Source organism: Hydrogenophaga sp. OTU3427 (assembly GCF_038440225.1).
GTDB lineage: Bacteria > Pseudomonadota > Gammaproteobacteria > Burkholderiales > Burkholderiaceae_C > Hydrogenophaga.
The window spans coordinates 187,175-203,168 of sequence record NZ_JASATI010000003.1 but is presented as its reverse complement, the minus strand read 5'-3'; the positions used below and the strand labels follow the sequence as shown (position 1 = coordinate 203,168).

The 15,994-nt window shown below is 68.9% G+C and carries 17 protein-coding genes and 2 tRNA genes; 8 read left to right on the top strand and 11 right to left on the bottom strand.

Translation table 11 applies throughout. The features are described 5' to 3' along the window. Positions 1–70 precede the first annotated feature (70 nt). From AAHB17_RS03325 to AAHB17_RS03310, 4 genes are all read left to right on the top strand, one after another. Positions 71–577 carry an NUDIX hydrolase gene (locus tag AAHB17_RS03325; RefSeq protein WP_342129050.1) on the top strand — a complete coding sequence of 169 codons (507 nt, stop codon included), beginning with the start codon at positions 71–73 and terminating at the stop codon, positions 575–577. After that, positions 541–756: a heavy-metal-associated domain-containing protein gene (locus AAHB17_RS03320; RefSeq protein WP_342129049.1), complete on the top strand. Its 216-nt coding sequence runs from the start codon at positions 541–543 to the stop codon at positions 754–756. Before AAHB17_RS03325 ends, AAHB17_RS03320 begins: the two co-directional genes overlap by 37 nt. Before the next feature lie 61 nt (positions 757–817). Next, on the top strand, positions 818–1,294 hold the full coding sequence (locus AAHB17_RS03315; protein WP_342129047.1) for a hypothetical protein: 477 nt from the start codon (positions 818–820) through the stop codon (positions 1,292–1,294). Between the two features lie 48 nt (positions 1,295–1,342). Further along, the gene (locus AAHB17_RS03310; RefSeq protein WP_342129045.1) at positions 1,343–1,690 is read left to right on the top strand and encodes a single-stranded DNA-binding protein; all 348 of its coding nucleotides are present in this window, start codon (positions 1,343–1,345) and stop codon (positions 1,688–1,690) included. Between the two features lie 15 nt (positions 1,691–1,705). Here AAHB17_RS03310 and AAHB17_RS03305 read toward each other — a convergent pair whose 3' ends face one another. From AAHB17_RS03305 to AAHB17_RS03275, 7 genes are all read right to left on the bottom strand, one after another. Beyond that, complete coding sequence (locus AAHB17_RS03305) at positions 1,706–1,954, bottom strand: hypothetical protein (RefSeq protein ID WP_342129044.1); 249 nt, start codon at positions 1,952–1,954, stop codon at positions 1,706–1,708. A 151-nt stretch (positions 1,955–2,105) separates the two neighbouring features. Then, positions 2,106–2,181, bottom strand: a tRNA-His gene (locus tag AAHB17_RS03300). Positions 2,182–2,215: 34 nt separating this feature from the next. Continuing rightward, positions 2,216–4,126: a SurA N-terminal domain-containing protein gene (locus AAHB17_RS03295; RefSeq protein ID WP_342129042.1), complete on the bottom strand. Its 1,911-nt coding sequence runs from the start codon at positions 4,124–4,126 to the stop codon at positions 2,216–2,218. Positions 4,127–4,204: 78 nt separating this feature from the next. Then, positions 4,205–4,280, bottom strand: a tRNA-Val gene (locus AAHB17_RS03290). Between the two features lie 24 nt (positions 4,281–4,304). After that, entirely contained in the window at positions 4,305–4,577 is a 273-nt protein-coding gene (locus AAHB17_RS03285; RefSeq protein ID WP_342129041.1) for an HU family DNA-binding protein, read from the bottom strand. 252 nt (positions 4,578–4,829) lie between these two features. Continuing rightward, on the bottom strand, positions 4,830–5,948 hold the full coding sequence (locus tag AAHB17_RS03280; protein WP_342129040.1) for a tartrate dehydrogenase: 1,119 nt from the start codon (positions 5,946–5,948) through the stop codon (positions 4,830–4,832). Positions 5,949–5,959: 11 nt separating this feature from the next. Beyond that, the gene (locus AAHB17_RS03275; RefSeq protein ID WP_342129081.1) at positions 5,960–6,838 is read right to left on the bottom strand and encodes an alpha/beta fold hydrolase; all 879 of its coding nucleotides are present in this window, start codon (positions 6,836–6,838) and stop codon (positions 5,960–5,962) included. A gap of 65 nt (positions 6,839–6,903) precedes the next feature. Here AAHB17_RS03275 and AAHB17_RS03270 point away from each other — a divergent pair, with 65 nt between their 5' ends. Next, complete coding sequence (locus AAHB17_RS03270) at positions 6,904–7,893, top strand: LysR family transcriptional regulator (RefSeq protein WP_342129039.1); 990 nt, start codon at positions 6,904–6,906, stop codon at positions 7,891–7,893. Here the strand turns inward: AAHB17_RS03270 and AAHB17_RS03265 are convergent. From AAHB17_RS03265 to uvrC, 3 genes are read right to left on the bottom strand one after another with little or no spacing between them, the layout of a single operon-like run. Beyond that, positions 7,850–8,701 (bottom strand): DMT family transporter, encoded by an 852-nt coding sequence (locus tag AAHB17_RS03265; protein WP_342129080.1) that lies wholly within the window; start codon positions 8,699–8,701, stop codon positions 7,850–7,852. The two genes, AAHB17_RS03270 and AAHB17_RS03265, sit on opposite strands and share 44 nt — an antisense overlap. A gap of 32 nt (positions 8,702–8,733) precedes the next feature. Continuing rightward, positions 8,734–9,303, bottom strand: a complete 570-nt coding sequence (gene pgsA / locus AAHB17_RS03260) for a CDP-diacylglycerol--glycerol-3-phosphate 3-phosphatidyltransferase (RefSeq protein WP_342129038.1) — start codon at positions 9,301–9,303, stop codon at positions 8,734–8,736. Between the two features lie 39 nt (positions 9,304–9,342). After that, positions 9,343–11,334 (bottom strand): excinuclease ABC subunit UvrC, encoded by a 1,992-nt coding sequence (gene uvrC, locus AAHB17_RS03255; protein WP_342129036.1) that lies wholly within the window; start codon positions 11,332–11,334, stop codon positions 9,343–9,345. Positions 11,335–11,359: 25 nt separating this feature from the next. On the opposite strand from uvrC, the gene earP reads away from it, so the two are divergent. Further along, complete coding sequence (gene earP / locus AAHB17_RS03250) at positions 11,360–12,421, top strand: elongation factor P maturation arginine rhamnosyltransferase EarP (protein WP_342129033.1); 1,062 nt, start codon at positions 11,360–11,362, stop codon at positions 12,419–12,421. Between the two features lie 22 nt (positions 12,422–12,443). On the opposite strand, the gene AAHB17_RS03245 is transcribed toward earP, so the two are convergent. After that, positions 12,444–13,391 (bottom strand): LysR substrate-binding domain-containing protein, encoded by a 948-nt coding sequence (locus AAHB17_RS03245; RefSeq protein WP_342129031.1) that lies wholly within the window; start codon positions 13,389–13,391, stop codon positions 12,444–12,446. A 116-nt stretch (positions 13,392–13,507) separates the two neighbouring features. Between AAHB17_RS03245 and AAHB17_RS03240 the strand changes: the two genes are divergently transcribed. Both AAHB17_RS03240 and AAHB17_RS03235 read left to right on the top strand, forming a co-directional pair. Further along, complete coding sequence (locus tag AAHB17_RS03240; protein ID WP_342129029.1) at positions 13,508–14,488, top strand: Bug family tripartite tricarboxylate transporter substrate binding protein; 981 nt, start codon at positions 13,508–13,510, stop codon at positions 14,486–14,488. Between the two features lie 124 nt (positions 14,489–14,612). Beyond that, positions 14,613–15,839, top strand: coding sequence for a CaiB/BaiF CoA transferase family protein (locus AAHB17_RS03235; RefSeq protein WP_342129028.1), 1,227 nt, complete (start codon positions 14,613–14,615; stop codon positions 15,837–15,839). Positions 15,840–15,994 lie beyond the last annotated feature (155 nt).

The following is a 15,994-nucleotide window of genomic DNA, read 5'->3' as shown; positions in this document are numbered from 1 at the left end:
TTCATCGGCACCAGCAGTTCCACAGCACACACAGGCACCCATTATCGGCACGGCGTCGTAGCATCGGGGCATGCAGAAGACGGTGTTGTCGTGTGGGTTGATCGTGCTCAATGAAGACGGTGAATTGCTGCTGGGGCATTCGACCGGCAGCAGCTTCTGGGACCTGCCCAAGGGATTGATCGATGCGGGCGAAGACCCCCTGGGCTGCGCGCTGCGCGAAGCCCGGGAGGAGTTCGGCCTGGGCTTTGCGCCCGAACGGCTGCAGGACCTGGGGCGGCACGCCTACTACCGGGGCAAGGACCTGCATCTGTTCGGGGTGGCCACCACCCGCATGGAAACCCCGCTCGAAGGCTGCGCCTGTGCCAGCCATTTCGAACACCCCGTCCACCACACCATGCTGCCGGAGATCGATGCCTATGCCTGGGCGGACCATGCGGCACTGCCCCGCCTGCTGGCACACAGCATGCACCGCCTCTTGTGTGTGCGGGGGCTCCTGGCCCACGCCAGGCGGCAACTCGAACCACAGCCATCCACACGACCATGCCAGAAACCACCTTTCACATCCCCACGCTGCTGACACAGGCGGACGCCGATGCGGTGATGTTTGAACTGCAGGACCTGCCCTGCGTGAACCAGGCCGACGTCAACCTGCACACGCGGGAAGCCTGGGTCAGCCACACCGGCATGATTGCGCCGGAAGACATCGCCGCTGCGCTGGAGGCAGCGGGCCATCCCGCCACGCCGCGATCGGCTTGAGCGAACACCCCATCCCCTTCAGAACCGCCCGCGGCGGATCACCCCTTATCCTCCCGTCCACATGACCCTCGACACCCAAGACCCCATCCACGAAGACCGCACCTGGAGCGACGCGCAATGGACCGCCCGCGTGATCAAGAACGAGGACGATGACGGCTGGGCCGTGGCCATGTACCTGGACGGCGAATCCGAGCCCGCCCTGGTCGGGCCCTGGACCATGGGCCGCGACAAGAAAAACCCCAAGCCACTGGACACCGCCGCCTTCAACACCTTGGTGAAGACCGCCAGGGAGGTCATCCGCCGCTCCGAGCAGCAACGCCACGCCGAACTCAACAAGAACGTCACCGTGACCGTCGCCGGGCGTCGCATCCACGTGGCGCTGGCCATCGTGCCCGACGAAGACGGGGCCACGGCCACGCTCTGCGCGCGGGATGAGCTGGATGAAGAACTGGCGCGCGTGCCCGTGCCGCCCACCTTCAAGCTGGGGGTGCAGAGCGCCCAGGCGTGGGTCGAAGCCAACTTCGAGCGCCCGCGATGAGCCCCACCTCCATGGGTGCTCCCCTTCGTCACCCGGAACGGCCTGCACATGATTGATGGCTTGATCGCCGGTCGCCTGATGGGCGACGCCTCGCGCCGTGTCGACAAGGCCGGACGCACCTACATCGTGGCCAGGATGCTGGCGCGCAGCAAGGCCGACGAGGAATTCATCGTCAACGTCATCGCCTTCGACGACGCACCCTGCGCGGCCTTGCTGGCGCTCCAGGACGGCGAGGCACTCACCATTGCCGGCCCACTGACGCCCAAGGTGTGGACGGACAAACAAGGCAACACCCGCCCCAGCCTGGACCTGATCGCCGCCCAGGTGATGACGGCCTACCACGTGGACCACAAGCGCGAGGCAATGGACAGCGGGCGCGACGCCGGGTCGCGCTGAACCTCGGGCCACGGCTCATGTGGCGAGCAGCCGCTGGCATGCCTTCAGGCTGCCGGGGCCGTTCTGCCCGTGCACATGGAACACCTGTCCTTTGCGAAGGTGCAGGAGCTTCTCGCTGCCCAGGGCATGGAGGTTGCCACTGACCCGATCGCCCACGGACACCTCCAGGCTGTCGAGCAACTCAAAAACAGCACAGTCACCGCCCTCGATCTGAACGATGAACAGGCCCCGTCGGGCATTGAGCTGGGTGATGACTCCGTTCATGGCGCGACCTCCGCGGGTGATGCGCCATCGTAGGAGAAGGTGGTGGCACATGGGCATCACCTCCCCACCCACCCCATGGCCATGCTGGGCATTCCAGCGGGGCCAGAAACAACAAAGCCCGGTCGAAACCGGGCTTTGTTGTTGAATCACTTGGGGTGGCTGATGGGACTCGAACCCACGACAACAGGAATCACAATCCTGGACTCTACCAACTGAGCTACAGCCACCGCGAAAACAAGATTATAGCCTGACTCCAGGACCTCACGAGGCGGGCTTGGCCGGACCGGGTTTGGGCGCCTTCACTTCGGCCTTGAACTGGGTCTTGAGGTAGCTCAGGTAGGCGGCGCCCTCGGCGCTGCTCCACATCTGCGCCAGCTCGTTGGCTTCGAGGCGGGCGGTCTCGGCGGTGGGCGGGTTGCGCGGCACGGCCTTGTTGACACGCAGCAGCACATAGCCTTCGCGACCCTGGTCCAGCCCCACCAGCACCGGCGCCTGGGTCAGGTCGGCCGACAACGCAGCGGTCAGGACCTTGAGCGGCAAGCCCTCGGGCTTGTCGCGCGACACCGTGATCGCGGCCGGCAGCTTGGCGCTGCCGATGTCCTTGCGCCAGGCCGCGAGCTTGGCCTCACCGTCGGCCTTGGCCAGGGCGGCCGCACGCTCGGCCACCAGGCGGGCGCGCACCTGGGCGGCCACGGCCGCCAGCGGCTGGGTGGCTGCGGGCGCGTACTGCACCACGCGCGCGGCGGTGAGCTGGCTGGGGCCGGTTTCCACGGCTTCGGTGTTGCGCTTCTTCTGCACCGAATCGGCGGCGAACAGCGCGGTCAGCAGCTTGGGGTTGGACAGGACGCCGGGCTGACCCTGGCGGCCCAGGCCCTTGACCGTCTGCAGCTTGAGCTTGAGCTTCTCGGCCGCGGGCGCCAGGCTGTCGGCCTGCTCGTAGACCAGGTTGCTGAACTGTTCGGCGGCTTCGGCGAACTTGCGCTGGGCCTGCTGCTTCTTCAGCTCCGGTTCCATCTCGGCGCGCATGGCCTCGAAGCTGCGTTGCGCGGGGCGCTTGATGTCGGTGAGCTGGATGATGTGGAAGCCGAACTCGGACTCCACCACGCCGGATATCTGGCCTTTTTCCAGCGCGTAGGCCGCGTCCTCGAAAGGCTTGACCATGGCGCCACGCGAGAAGTAGTCGAGGTCGCCGCCGTTGCGGGCCGAGCCCGGGTCCTGCGATTCGGCGCGGGCGATGTCGGCGAACTTGCCCGGCGCGGCTTTCAGCTGGGCCAGCAGGGCTTCGGCCTTGGCTTTCACCTTGGCCTTGTCGTCGGCCGATGCCCCCGAGGCCACGGTCAGCAGGATGTGGCTGGCGCGGCGCTGCTCGGTGCTGGCCTGCTGCTTGAGGTTCTGCTCGTAGTAGGCGCGCAGGTCGGCTTCGTTGAGCACGATGCCTTGTGCCACGGCGGCCAGGTCCAGGGTCACGAATTCCACGTCGGCCTGCTCGGGCGACTGGAACTGGGCGGCGTTGGCCTGGTAGTACTTTTCAACGTCGGCATCGCTCACGCTGACCTGGCGCTCGAAATCGGCCGGGGCCAGGCGCAGCCACTGGATGTCGCGGCGCTCGAAATAGGCATCGCCCATGGCCTTGGAGACACTGGGCGTGACGAAGCCGGACGTGGCCACGCCCTGCAGCACCTGGCGGCGCGACAGGTCGGCGCGCACATTGGCCTCGAACATTTCGGGCGTCTGGCCCTGGGTGCTGAGGAGTTGGCGGTATTGCGCCATGTCCAGGCTGCCATCGGGCTTGCGCAAGGTGGCGATGGTCGGATCCTGCTGCAGCTCCCGCGCCAGACGCTGGTCGCTGGTGGCGAAGCGCAGCTTGTCGGCGGCGGTGGCGAGCAACCGCTCGTCGACCAGGCGTTGCAGGCTGGCGTAGCGCGCCTGGTCCGTGTCCAGCAAGCCACGGTCAAGGTTGGGTGAGTTGGCCAGCAGGTTGTCGGCAAAACGCCGGTGCGCCGCATCCCAATCCTGCTGCTTGATGTCCTTGCCCGCGACCTGGGCCACGCTCTGTCCACCTTCGGTGAAGCGGGTGTAGCCGTCGATGCCGAAGAGCACGAACGAGGGGATGATCAAGAGCAACAAAAAGCCCATCAGGTACTTTTTGTGGTTGCGGATGGAATCGAACATGCGTGGACCTGCGGTTAATGCATGAAGCCTTGTGGGCAACAGCAAAAAGGCGAACCGGGGTTCGCCTTTCTGTTGGGGTGGTGGGTCCTGACGGTCTCGAACCGCCGACCTACTCCGTGTAAAGGAGCCGCTCTACCAACTGAGCTAAGGACCCCACCGGGACATTGCTTCGGCCGGATCAGTTCAGCGCGTCTTTCAACGCCTTGCCTGGACGGAACTTGGGCACCTTGGCGGACTTGATTTTAATCGCTGCGCCGGTGCGGGGGTTGCGGCCGGTGCGCGCCGGGCGCTTGGTGACGGCAAACGAGCCAAAACCCACCAGCGAAACCGTACCGCCCTTTTTGAGCGTGGTGCGCACCGCTCCCATCACGGCGTCCAGCGCGCGTGCAGCAGCAGCCTTGGAGATGTCGGCTTGGTTGGCGATGTGTTCCACCAGTTCAGTTTTGTTCACAAGAAGCCCCTCAAATAGATTTGGATTGGATGAATGACCGGGCCGCGGTGCGCCACCGCAAGCTGAGGCGAGAAAAAACGCAAAACGCTGATGCCGGGGCGACCCCCAGGAACAGCGTTTGCCCATTACACCTACGGCCCAAGGACACTGTCAATACACGGTTGCAGTTTTGCACACCGCCCTTGAACGACCGCGCATTCTAGACGCAAAGCCTCTGTGGCCTGCCCCGTACAAGCCCCGATTTCGCGCGCCTCAGGCGCGTGCACCGAGGCCGGGCGCGGCCCGCAGGGCCTGTTCGATGGCGCGGCCCACGTCCGCCGTGCCCGCGGTGCCCCCCAGGTCGGCCGTGCGCGGCGCGCCGCTGCCGGGCAGCAACACGGCCTCGATGGCGCCCAGCACGGCGTCGTGGGCCTGCCGGTGGCCCAGGAAGTCCAGCATCATGGCGCCGCACCAGATCTGGCCGATGGGGTTGGCGATGCCCTTGCCGGCGATGTCGGGCGCCGAGCCGTGCACCGGCTCGAACAGCGACGGTGTGGTGCGCTCGGGGTTGAGGTTGGCGCTGGGCGCGATGCCGATGGTGCCGGTGCAGGCCGGGCCCAGGTCGCTCAGGATGTCGCCGAACAGGTTGCTGGCCACCACCACGTCGAAGAAATCGGGCCGCTGCACGAAGTGGGCGGTCAGGATGTCGATGTGGAACTTGTCCACGTTGACGCCCGGGTAGGCGCGGGCCATTTCGGCCACACGCTCGTCCCAGTAGGGCATGGTGATGGCGATGCCGTTGCTCTTGGTGGCGCTGGTCAGGTGCTTCTTGGGCCGCGACTGGGCCAGTTCGAAGGCGAACTTGAGCACACGGTCGACGCCGAAGCGCGACATCACCGTCTCCTGCATCACGATCTCGCGCGGCGTGCCCTCGTACATGCGCCCGCCGATGCTGGAGTACTCGCCCTCGGTGTTCTCGCGCACGATCATCATGTCGATTTCACCGGGCAGCCGCGGGCTGCCGTCGCGGCGCACCACGGGCGCGGTCACACCGGGCATCAGGCGTGCCGGGCGCAGGTTGATGTACTGGTCGAACTCGCGCCGGAACAGCAGCAGCGAGCCCCACAGCGAGACGTGGTCGGCGATCTTCTCGGGCCAGCCTACGGCGCCGAAGTAGATGGCGTCGTGGCCACCGATCTGGTCCTTCCAGTCGTCGGGCAGCATCTTGCCGTGTTTCTCGCAGTAGTCCCAGCTCGAAAAATCGAAGTGGTCGAACTGCAGCGGGATGTTGAAACGGCTGGCCGCGGCCTCCATCACGCGCAGGCCCTCGGGCATGACTTCCTTGCCAATGCCGTCGCCGGCGATGACCGCGATGCGGTGCGTTGCGCTCATGTATCTCTCCTTCAGGGTGTGAAAAACGTCAGGGTCTCGGCCACCACGGCCTCGGGCAATTCTTCGGCCAGGTAATGCCCGCAAGGCAGGCTGTGGCCACTCACGTCCAACGCGCGCTCGCGCCACAGCGCCAGCACATCGAAACAGCGGCCCACCGTGCCATGTTCGCCCCACAGCACACGCAGCGGCATGGCCAGGCGGCGCCCGGCCGCCACGTCGGCGCGGTCGTGCGCCAGGTCGATGCCGGCGCTGGCGCGGTAGTCCTCGCAGATCGCCTCGGCCGTGCCGGGCAGGCCGGCGCAGCGTTCGTATTCGGCCAGCGCGGCGGGATCGAAAGGCGCCAGGCCGGCGTGCCGCCCGCCCATCACGCTGCGCACATAACGCGCCGGATCGGACGCGATCAGCGCCTCGGGCAGCGGCGGCGGCTGGATCAGGCAGAACCAGTGCCAGTAGGCGCGCGCGAAGGCCTCGCTGGTGTGGGTGTACATGGCCAGCGTGGGCGCGATGTCCAGCAGCAGCAGCCGCGACACGGCGTCGGGGTGGTCGGCCGCCAGGCGGTGCGCCACGCGGGCGCCACGGTCGTGGGCCAGCACGGCAAAACACGCGTGCCCCAGGTGGGCCATCACCGCCAGGGCGTCCAGCGCCATCTGGCGCTTGCTGTGGGCCTGGTGGTCCGCGTCGGGCGCGGGCCGTCCGGAATCACCGTAACCGCGCAGGTCCATCAGCACCACGGTGAAATGGGGCAGCAGCGCGGGCGCGACGCGATGCCACATCGCCATGGTCTGGGGGTGCCCATGCACGAGCAGCAGCGGCGGACCTTCGCCGGCCACCCGCACGCGCAGCCGAACGCCGTTGCGAACCACATCCAGAGAAGAAAACTGCGCCAACATGGACACCAAGCTTACGCTTATCAAAGGCAATAATTAGGCAATCCATTACTTCCACGAAAGCAACAATGGAACGATCGGATCTCGAGCTGGTGCTGGCCGTGCGCCGCCACGGCAGCCTGGCCGCCGCCGCACGCAGCCTGCACCTGGCGCCGCCCGTGGTCACCAAACGGCTGGCCGCGCTGGAAGCCCAGCTGGGCCTGCGGCTGTTCCAGCGCACCACGCGGCGCGTGAGCCCCACGGCCGAAGGCGACACGCTGTGCGAGCGCGCCAGTGCGCTGCTGCGCGACTTCGCCGCGGTGGAGGCCGAGCTGCGCGAGCGCCAGGCCGAGCCGGCAGGCCCCATCCGCCTGGCCGCCACCTTCGGCTTCGGGCGGCGCTGGCTGGGGCCGGCCCTCGCCGCCTTCCAGCGCCGGCACCCGGCGGTCGACATCCAGCTGCAGCTCACCGAACACCTGCCCGATCTGGCGGTCGAAGGTTTTGACGGCGCGATCTGGCTGTGGACCGCGCCCAGCGACCGCGCCAGCGAATGGGTGTCGCGCAAGCTGGCGCACAACCAGCGCGTGCTGGTGGCCGCGCCCGGCTACCTGCGCCGGCACGGCACGCCCCGTGGCCCGGCCGAGCTGCGCGATCACCACTGCCTGGTGGTGCGCGAAAACGGCGGCGTCAGCGGCAGCGCGGGCACGGGCGCGCCGCCGCGTTTCGACCACTGGCGCCTGCAGCGCGCCGGCGACCCGCAGGTGCACCACACACCGGTGGCCGGCCCGCTGTCCAGCAACTCGGGCGAACTGGTGCGCGACTGGTGCCTGGACGGCCACGGCATCATGTTGCGCAGCCTGTGGGACATCGCGCCGCAGCTGGCCACGGGCGAGTTGGTGCGGGTGCTGCCCGAGTGGTCCATGCCGGACGCCGACGTGCATTGGCTGGCGCCCTACCGCGCGCAGGTGCCGCGGCGCATACGCCTGCTGGTGGAGGTGCTCGCACAGCGTTTTGCCGGCGAGCCCTGGAAGCCGCTCAGCGCGCCGGCCGCACGACCAGCGCCACGCCAAAAGCGGTGAGCGCCGTGCCCGCCAGCGTGACGGCGGTGATGGGCTCGCTGAACAGCAGCCAGGCCAGCAGGGCCGTGCAGGGCGGCACCAGGTACATGAGGCTGGTGACCGACGCCGCCGCGCCGCGCTGGATCAGCATGTAGAGCAGCGAACTGCCGCCCAGCGTGAGCCCCAGCACCGACCAGGCCATGGCCCCGGCCAGCTCACCGTTCCAGCGCATGGCCTCGCCTTCACCCAGGGCCAGCGGCAGGGTCACCAGCAGGGCCGCGCCCAGTTGCACGGCGTTGGCGCTGCGCACGTCGCAGGGCGCCACAAAACGCTTCTGGTAGAGCGTGCCCACGGTGATGCTGAACAGCGCCCCCACGGCCAAGGCGAGGTTGATCCAGTTGGCCTGGTCGCCCGGGCCACCGGCGCCGAACTTGCGCGACACCACCAGCACCAGGCCGGTGAAACCCATCAGCAGGCCCAGCCACTGGCTGCGCGTGACGTGGCCGCCGGTGGACGACAGCCAGACCGCGGTCAGCACCGGCTGCAGGCCCACGATCAGCGAGGACAGGCCCGAGCCCATGCCGGCCTTGACCGCCGCCCACACGCCACCCAGGTAGCCGGCGTGCATGAGGATGCCGGTGACGGCCAGGTGGCCCCACTGCGCGCGGTTCAGCGGCCAGCGCACGCGGGCCAGCCAGATCCAGGGCAGGAAACAGAGGATGGACAAGGCATAACGCACCGCCAGGAACTTGAACGGCGGCGCGTGGGGCATGCCGTAGCGGGCGACGATGAAGCCCGTGCTCCAGATCAGCACGAACACCCACGGCATGGCGCGCAGCCATGCGTTGTCCTGCGGGCCGTTCACCGGGCGCGGGCGCGGATCTCGGGCAGCGCCTTCTGCAGGTAGTACACCATGGACCAGACGGTCAGCACCGCCGCGATCCAGATCAGCCAGGTGCCCCACAGCCGGGTGTCGATGACGCCGAACAGGCGGCCGTCGAACAGCAGGAAGGGAATCGCCACCATCTGCACCGTGGTCTTGAGCTTGCCGATCATGTGCACCGCCACGCTCTTGGTGGCGCCGATGATGGCCATCCATTCGCGCAGCGAGGAGATGGCGATTTCACGCCCGATGATGATCAGCGCCACGAACACGTCGGCGCGGTCCATGTGCACCAGGGCCAGCACACAGGCGCAGACCAGGAACTTGTCGGCCACCGGATCGAGAAAGGCGCCAAAGGCCGAGGTCTGGTTGAGCCGGCGGGCCAGGTAACCGTCGGCCCAGTCGGTCAGGGCGAACACGATGAACATCCAGGTCGCCAGCAGGTTCTGCGTCGGCCCGTCCAGCGAGGGCAGGTAGAACACCCCCACGATCAGCGGAATGGCGGCGATGCGCGCCCAGGTCAGCAGGGTCGGGAGGTTGAAGAACATGGGGCGATTATGCGTTTGTCTGCAAAACGGTCCGACGGTTCAGTGGAGAGCCTTGTAAATCGTCTCCGCCAGCTCGCGCGAAATGCCCTCGACCGTGACCATGTCGTCCACGCTGGCCGCCGCCACGCCTCGCACGCCGCCGAAGCGCTGCAGCAGGCGCGCGCGCTTCTTGGGCCCGACGCCGGGGATGTCCTCGAGCTGGCTGCCACCGGTGCGCACCTTGGCGCGCTGCGCGCGCATGCCGGTGATGGCGAAGCGGTGCGCCTCGTCGCGGATCTGGGCCACCAGCATCAGCGCGGCCGAGTCCTTGCCCAGGTAGACCTTCTCGCGGCCGTCGGCAAACACCAGTTCCTCCAGGCCGACCTTGCGGCCCTCCCCTTTTTCCACGCCAACGATGCGTCCCAGCTCCAGGCCCAGCGATTCGAACACCTCGCGCGCCACACCCACCTGGCCCTTGCCGCCGTCGATCAGCACGAGATCCGGCAGGCGCTGGCCGGCCACGCTGCCGGCGCCATCGGTCCCACCGGCCTCGCGCGCGGCCTCGGCCAGCTTGCTGTAGCGCCGGGTCAGCACCTGGCGCATGGCGGCGTAGTCGTCGCCGGGCGTGATGCCCTCGATCTTGTAGCGCCGGTACTGGCTGCCTTGCATCTTGTGGGTTTCAAACACCACACACGAGGCCTGGGTCGACTCACCCGCCGTGTGCGAGATGTCGAAACACTCGATGCGCAGGCTGTCCAGCGCTTCATTGGGCAGGTCCAGCGCGTCGGCCAGCGCGCGCGTGCGGGCCTGTTGCGACCCTTCCTCGGCCAGCAGGCGCGCCAGCTGGATGTCGGCATTGGTCTGCGCCATCTCCAGCCAGGCGCGGCGCTGCTCGCGCGGCTGGTGCACGGTGTGGACCTTGATGCCGGTCTGCGCGGTCAGCGCCGCCATCAGCTCGGGGCGCACGGCGTGGCCCAGCACCAGGGTGGGAGGCGGCGCGGTGTCCACGTAATGCTGGGCGATGAAGGCCTCCAGCACCTGCTGCTCCACCGGCAGCGGGGCGGTGCCCTCGTCCGCGTCCAGCGTGGCCAGGGCCGCCGCGTCTTCCACATGGGCCGGGAAATAGGGCCGGTCGCCCAGGTGGCGCCCACCACGCACCATGGCCAGGTTGACGCAGGCTCGCCCGCCCAGCACCTTGACGGCCAGCACGTCCACGTCCTTGTCCGACACGTTGTCCATGGCCTGCTGGTGCAGCACCCTGGACAAGGCCGTCATCTGGTTGCGGATCTCGGCCGCCTGCTCGAATTCGAGCCGCTCCGCGTGGGCCAGCATGCGCGCCTGCAGGTCGTCCAGCACCGCCTGGGTTTCGCCCAGCAGGAAGGCGCTGGCGTGGCGAACCTGGTCACCGTATTGGTCGGGCGTGACCAGGTTCACGCAGGGACCGGAGCAGCGCTTGATCTGGTACAGCAGGCAGGGCCGGGTGCGGTTGTTGAACACCGTGTCCTCGCAGGTGCGCAGGCGGAACACCTTCTGCAGCAGCTGGATGGACTCCTTCACCGCCCAGGCGCTGGGGTAGGGACCGAAGTACTGGTGCTTCTTGTCCACCGCGCCGCGGTAGTAGCTCATGCGCGGGTAGTCGCCCGCGTGGGCCCGGCCGTCCTGTTCGCCACGCGCCGGCCAGCGCCCGCTCAGGCGCAGGTAGGGGTAGCTCTTGTCGTCGCGGAACAGGATGTTGAAGCGCGGATTGAGCGTCTTGATGAGGTTGTTTTCCAGCAGCAGCGCCTCGGCCTCGGAGCGCACCACGGTGGTCTCCATCCGCACGATCTTGCCCACCATGTGGCCGATGCGCGTGCCGTCGTGGTTCTTCTGGAAATAGCTCGAGACGCGCTTCTTGAGGTTGCGCGCCTTGCCCACGTAGAGCAGGCCGCCGGCGGCGTCGAAATAGCGGTAGACGCCGGGCAGGGCGGGCAAGGCCGCCACCTCGGCCAGCAGGGCATCGCTGTGGGGGCTGCCGGGTTCGGGGGTGACAGGGTCGGCGGGCTGGTCGGACATGGCCCTATTGTGGACAATGCGCGCCATGCCGCTCGCGCCACCCCGCCCGCTCTGGGACATCTTTTGCCAGGTCATCGACAACCACGGCGATCTCGGCGTGTGCTGGCGGCTGGCGGCCCAGCTGGCCCAGCGCGGCCAGCGGGTGCGCCTGTGGGTGGACGATGCGAGCGCGCTGGCCTGGATGGCCCCCGACGGTGTCGCGGGCGTGGCGGTGCGGCCCTGGCGCGGCGAGCCGCCCACCGGCCTGCCGCCGGGCGATGTGCTGGTCGAGGCCTTTGGCTGCGACATCCCGCCCGAGTGGGTGCTGGCCGTGGCGCCCCGGCCCGGCCCCTGGATCAACCTCGAATACCTGAGCGCCGAGGCCTATGTGGAGCGCATGCACGGCCTGCCCTCGCCGGTGATGAGCGGCCCGCTGGCCGGGCGCACCAAGCATTTTTTCTACCCCGGCTTCACGCCCGCCACCGGTGGGCTGCTGCGGGAACCCGATCTGCTGGCGCGCCAGGCCCGCTTCGACCGCGGCGCCTGGCTGCGGCAGCACGCGCCGGGCTGGTCGGGCGAGCGGATCGTCAGCCTGTTCTGCTACGAGCCGGTCAACCTGGGCGCCTGGCTGGACCCCCTGCGCCAGCCCGGGCAAGCCCCCACCCGGCTGCTGGTGGCGCCCGGCCGGCCGGCCGCCGCCGTGCGCCGCCACCTGGGCGAGGCCGAACACCACGGCCCGCTGCACATCACCTGGCGCCCCCACTGTGGCCAGGCCGAGTTCGACCAGGTGCTGTGGGCCAGCGACCTCAACGTGGTGCGCGGCGAGGACTCGCTGGTGCGCGCACTCTGGGCGGGCCAGCCCCTGATCTGGCACATCTACCCGCAGGACGACGGCGCCCACCACGCCAAGCTGCAGGCCTTCCTGGACTTGCTGGGCGCGCCACCCGACATGTGTGCCCAGCACCGTTTCTGGAACGCCGGCGAGCCGATCGCCCAGCCCGCCCACGAGCCGGCCTCCTGGGCGCCGGCCGTGGCAGCGGCGCGCCAGCGGCTGTGGGCCCAGCCCGATCTGGTGTCGCAGCTGCTGGCCCGCGTGGCCGCCTCCTGAACCCCTCCGGCTCGACCCAGCGTCAGTCGCCGGCATCCCGCTGCATGGCGGGGGCCACCGCCAAGAAGGCGTCGCGCAGGACAGTCACGACCGGCAGCTCCGGTGACGACCGGGGGGTCAGCATGACCACCGCCGTCGACTGGAACGCGGGCGCCATGCGGACCAGGCCCAGGTCAGCCGCCTGCTGGCGGTACGCGCCGATGGGCACCACCGCCAGCATGCGCGTGCGGGCCACCAGGCCCATGGCGATGTGGAAGGATTCGGTCTCGATGCGCGGCGACGGCGGCACCAGACCGGCCCCCAGAAAGGCCCGATCGAAGGCCTTGCGGCTGGCGCTGTCCTTGGGCATCAGCACCCATTCGCTGGCCAGCAGGTCCTGCAGCGGCACCTGGCGGCGGCGCGTCAGCGGGTGGTCGCCCGCGGCCACCGCCACCATGGACTGGTTCCACAGCGGCGTGATGCGGAAGCGCTCCAGCGCCTGGGGCGTGACGTCGCCGCCCAGCACGCCGATCACACAATCCACCTCGGCTTCGCGCAACAGGCCCACCAGGTGCTCCACCGTGCCGAGCTGCAGCACCAGCCGGGGCAAGGTGCCCGCGTCCGTCAGATCCCGCACCACCCGGCACAGGGCGTCGATGCCCACCAGCGGCAAGACCCCCACGCGGGCCAGGGGCAGGTCCGGCCCCACGTCCAGCGCCGTGGCGGTGGCATCCACCGCCCCCAGGGCCACGCGCAGCCGGTCCAGCACACGAAAGCCCTGCCCGCTCAGGTGCCCGCCCCGGGCGGTGCGCTCCACCAGCGGCAGGCCCAGCGCGTCCTCCAGTTCGTGCAGCAGCTTGGTGGCACCGGGCTGGCTGATGCCCAGGGCCTCGGCCGCCGCGCTGAGCGACCCACGCCGGGCGACCAGGTCCAGCAGGCGGAAATGACGGATCTTCAACCGTTCAATGCGCTGGTTGAGCGTCTCTGGCATTTCATTTCGTGATGTCTCCATAGCAACTTGGCAATTGTTTTTGATGGGTTCGCAGTTTAGATTTCATCGCACCGCCACGGCGGACTTTCACGACGACCACCCGGAGACAAAACCCCATGCGCCTGCTCAAACAACTGACCTGGACCGGCCTGTGCCTGCTGGGCGCCCTGTCGGCCACCCAGGCCGCCGCGCAGCCCTACCCCAGCCGCCCGATCAAGATCGTCGTGCCCTTTGCGGCCGGTGGCGGACCGGACATCGAAACGCGGCGCCTGGCACCCAAGCTGGCCCAGGCGCTGGGGGGCCCCATCGTGGTGGAAAACCGCGTCGGCGCGGCCGGCATCCTGGCCGCCGAGGTGGTCACCCAGGCGGCGCCGGACGGCTACACGGTGCTGGCCGGCTCGGTCTCCCAGGTGGTGCAAAAGCTGCTGCGTCCCCAGGCCCAGTTCGACCCGCTGACCACCTTCATTCCCGTCACCCAGACCAGCAGCACACCCGCCGTGCTGGTGGTGCCCGCCGATTCACCGATCCAGTCGGTCAAGGAACTGGAAGCCCTGATCAGAAGCCAGCCCGGCCAGCTCAACTACGGCTCGGGTGGCATCGGCACGGCGGCGCACCTGGCCGGCGCCGCCTTTGCCAGCCAGCTCAAGCTCCAGGCCATCCACGTGCCCTACCGCGGCTCGGTGGAGCTGATGCCGGCGCTGATGGGCAAGCAGATCCAGTTCGCCTTTCCCATCGCTGGCACCGCCGTGCCCCACGTGAAGTCGGGCAAGGCCCGGGCCCTGGCCGTGACCGGCGCCAAGCGCCTCGGCTCGCTGCCGGACGTGCCCACGCTCAAGGAAATCTACAACGATGAGCTGCTGGTGCAGGAGTCCTGGGGCGGCCTGTGGGTGCCCGCCGGCACGCCGGCCGCTGTGGTGCAGCAGCTGTTCGCGGCCACACACAAGGCCCTGCAGGACCCGGAACTGCGCAGCCATTACCAGGCCACGGGCTCGGAAATCGAGGCCTCCGAATCGCCCCAGGCGTTCGCGCGCTTCATGGCGGCGGAAACGCCCAAGTGGGCCAAGCTGATCCAGATCGCTGGCGTGAAGGCGGACTGAAGATGCGCCCCCACGCTCATCACTTCGTGTATTCGCTGCCCCCCGAGGGGGCTGGCCTCCATGCACCGGCAAAGCGCCGTGCCAGCCTGCGCTGTGGCGGCCCGGCGGGAGGCGGCACATGGGCATGAACGCACTTGAAGGCATCCGTGTGCTGGACCTCTCGCACGTGATCGCCGGGCCCACCGCCTCGCACTACCTGGCGCTGGAAGGCGCCGAGGTGATCAAGGTCGAGCCCCCGGACCGGGGGGACATCCTGCGCGGCGGCCGGCCCGCACAGGCCCTGGACGACGGTGTTTCGGTCGGATTCGCCGCCATCAACGGCGGCAAGCAGTCGCTGGCCATCGACCTCAAACACCCCCGCGCGCTGCAGCTCATGGAGCGCCTGATCGGCCAGTGCGATGTGTTCATCGAAAACTACCGGCCCGGCGCGGTGGCGCGGCTCGGGCTGGACCATGCGCGCGTGTCGGCGCTGCGGCCCGACATCGTCTACGCCTCGATTTCGGGTTTTGGCCAGCAGGGCGCCTGGGCGGACCGACCGGCCTACGACCACGTGGTGCAGTCGGCGATGGGCATGGGCAGCCTGCAGGGCGATGCCGACCAGGCACCCATGAAGGTCGGCTTTCCCGTGATCGACACCGCCACCGGCATGCTGGCCGCCCAGAGCATCGTGACGGCCCTGTTCCGCCGGCTGCGCACGGGGCGCGGCGCCCACCTGGACATTTCCATGTCACAGGCCGCGCTGCAACTCATGTGGCCCGAGGTCTGCAAGGTGGGCCACAGCGGCGAGGACTCCGCGCGGGTCGGCAACCGGGGGTTTTCGGGCAGTCCCGGCGCGGCGATCTTCGAATGCGCCGACGGCTGGCTGTCGACCGCCGCCAACACCCAGGCCCAGTTCCGGGCCCTGTGTGACACCCTGGCGTTGCACGGAGTGCCCAACGACCCCGACCTGATCGACCAGCAAGCCCTGGCCAGCGGCGGCTTCCTGGTCGCCAGGGATGGCCAGCGGGTGCATGCCCTCATCGGCGCCGCCATGCGCCAGCGCCCCAAGGCCGAGCTGGAATCCGCGCTCACCGCCCAGGGCGTGCCCTGCTCGGTCGTGCGCACCATCAGCGAAGCCCTCGCCGCCGTCACCCCCGGCGACCGCATGACGCTCCCGGTGCGGCAGACCCGCTACCCCGGCGGCCTGATCCGCGATTTCGGCAGCGGCTACCTGGCGGACAGCGTGGCCGGCGAGGCCCTGGCGCCCGCCCCCCGGCTGGGACAACACACGGCACACATCCTGGACGGGCTGGGCGTTTCCATCGCCGAGATTCGGCAGTTGCAGGCGCAGGGGGCGATCCGGCTCGGGTAACGGTGCCGGCTGGGGTCGCGGCGTGGCGGAAATGGCGGCCTGCATTCTTCGGTAAAATAGGGGGTTTTGCGAATGGCGACGGTCCAGCCGCAGGCCTTGGATGGCCCGGCAGGCGGCGCGCCGGCCCCGGACGGGATGGCTTGGCTCAAGCCGCT

Bases quoted from the DNA above. Each gene is read 5' to 3' on its own strand.
- AAHB17_RS03325 (WP_342129050.1), top strand. From the start codon at position 71: ATGCAGAAGACGGTGTTGTCGTGTGGGTTGATCGTGCTCAATGAAGAC.
- AAHB17_RS03320 (WP_342129049.1), top strand. From the start codon at position 541: ATGCCAGAAACCACCTTTCACATCCCCACGCTGCTGACACAGGCGGAC.
- AAHB17_RS03315 (WP_342129047.1), top strand. From the start codon at position 818: ATGACCCTCGACACCCAAGACCCCATCCACGAAGACCGCACCTGGAGC.
- AAHB17_RS03310 (WP_342129045.1), top strand. From the start codon at position 1,343: ATGATTGATGGCTTGATCGCCGGTCGCCTGATGGGCGACGCCTCGCGC.
- AAHB17_RS03305 (WP_342129044.1), bottom strand. From the start codon at position 1,954: ATGAACGGAGTCATCACCCAGCTCAATGCCCGACGGGGCCTGTTCATC.
- AAHB17_RS03295 (WP_342129042.1), bottom strand. From the start codon at position 4,126: ATGTTCGATTCCATCCGCAACCACAAAAAGTACCTGATGGGCTTTTTG.
- AAHB17_RS03280 (WP_342129040.1), bottom strand. From the start codon at position 5,948: ATGAGCGCAACGCACCGCATCGCGGTCATCGCCGGCGACGGCATTGGC.
- AAHB17_RS03275 (WP_342129081.1), bottom strand. From the start codon at position 6,838: ATGTTGGCGCAGTTTTCTTCTCTGGATGTGGTTCGCAACGGCGTTCGG.
- AAHB17_RS03270 (WP_342129039.1), top strand. From the start codon at position 6,904: ATGGAACGATCGGATCTCGAGCTGGTGCTGGCCGTGCGCCGCCACGGC.
- AAHB17_RS03265 (WP_342129080.1), bottom strand. From the start codon at position 8,701: ATGCCGTGGGTGTTCGTGCTGATCTGGAGCACGGGCTTCATCGTCGCC.
- pgsA (WP_342129038.1), bottom strand. From the start codon at position 9,303: ATGTTCTTCAACCTCCCGACCCTGCTGACCTGGGCGCGCATCGCCGCC.
- uvrC (WP_342129036.1), bottom strand. From the start codon at position 11,334: ATGTCCGACCAGCCCGCCGACCCTGTCACCCCCGAACCCGGCAGCCCC.
- earP (WP_342129033.1), top strand. From the start codon at position 11,360: ATGCCGCTCGCGCCACCCCGCCCGCTCTGGGACATCTTTTGCCAGGTC.
- AAHB17_RS03245 (WP_342129031.1), bottom strand. From the start codon at position 13,391: ATGCCAGAGACGCTCAACCAGCGCATTGAACGGTTGAAGATCCGTCAT.
- AAHB17_RS03240 (WP_342129029.1), top strand. From the start codon at position 13,508: ATGCGCCTGCTCAAACAACTGACCTGGACCGGCCTGTGCCTGCTGGGC.
- AAHB17_RS03235 (WP_342129028.1), top strand. From the start codon at position 14,613: ATGAACGCACTTGAAGGCATCCGTGTGCTGGACCTCTCGCACGTGATC.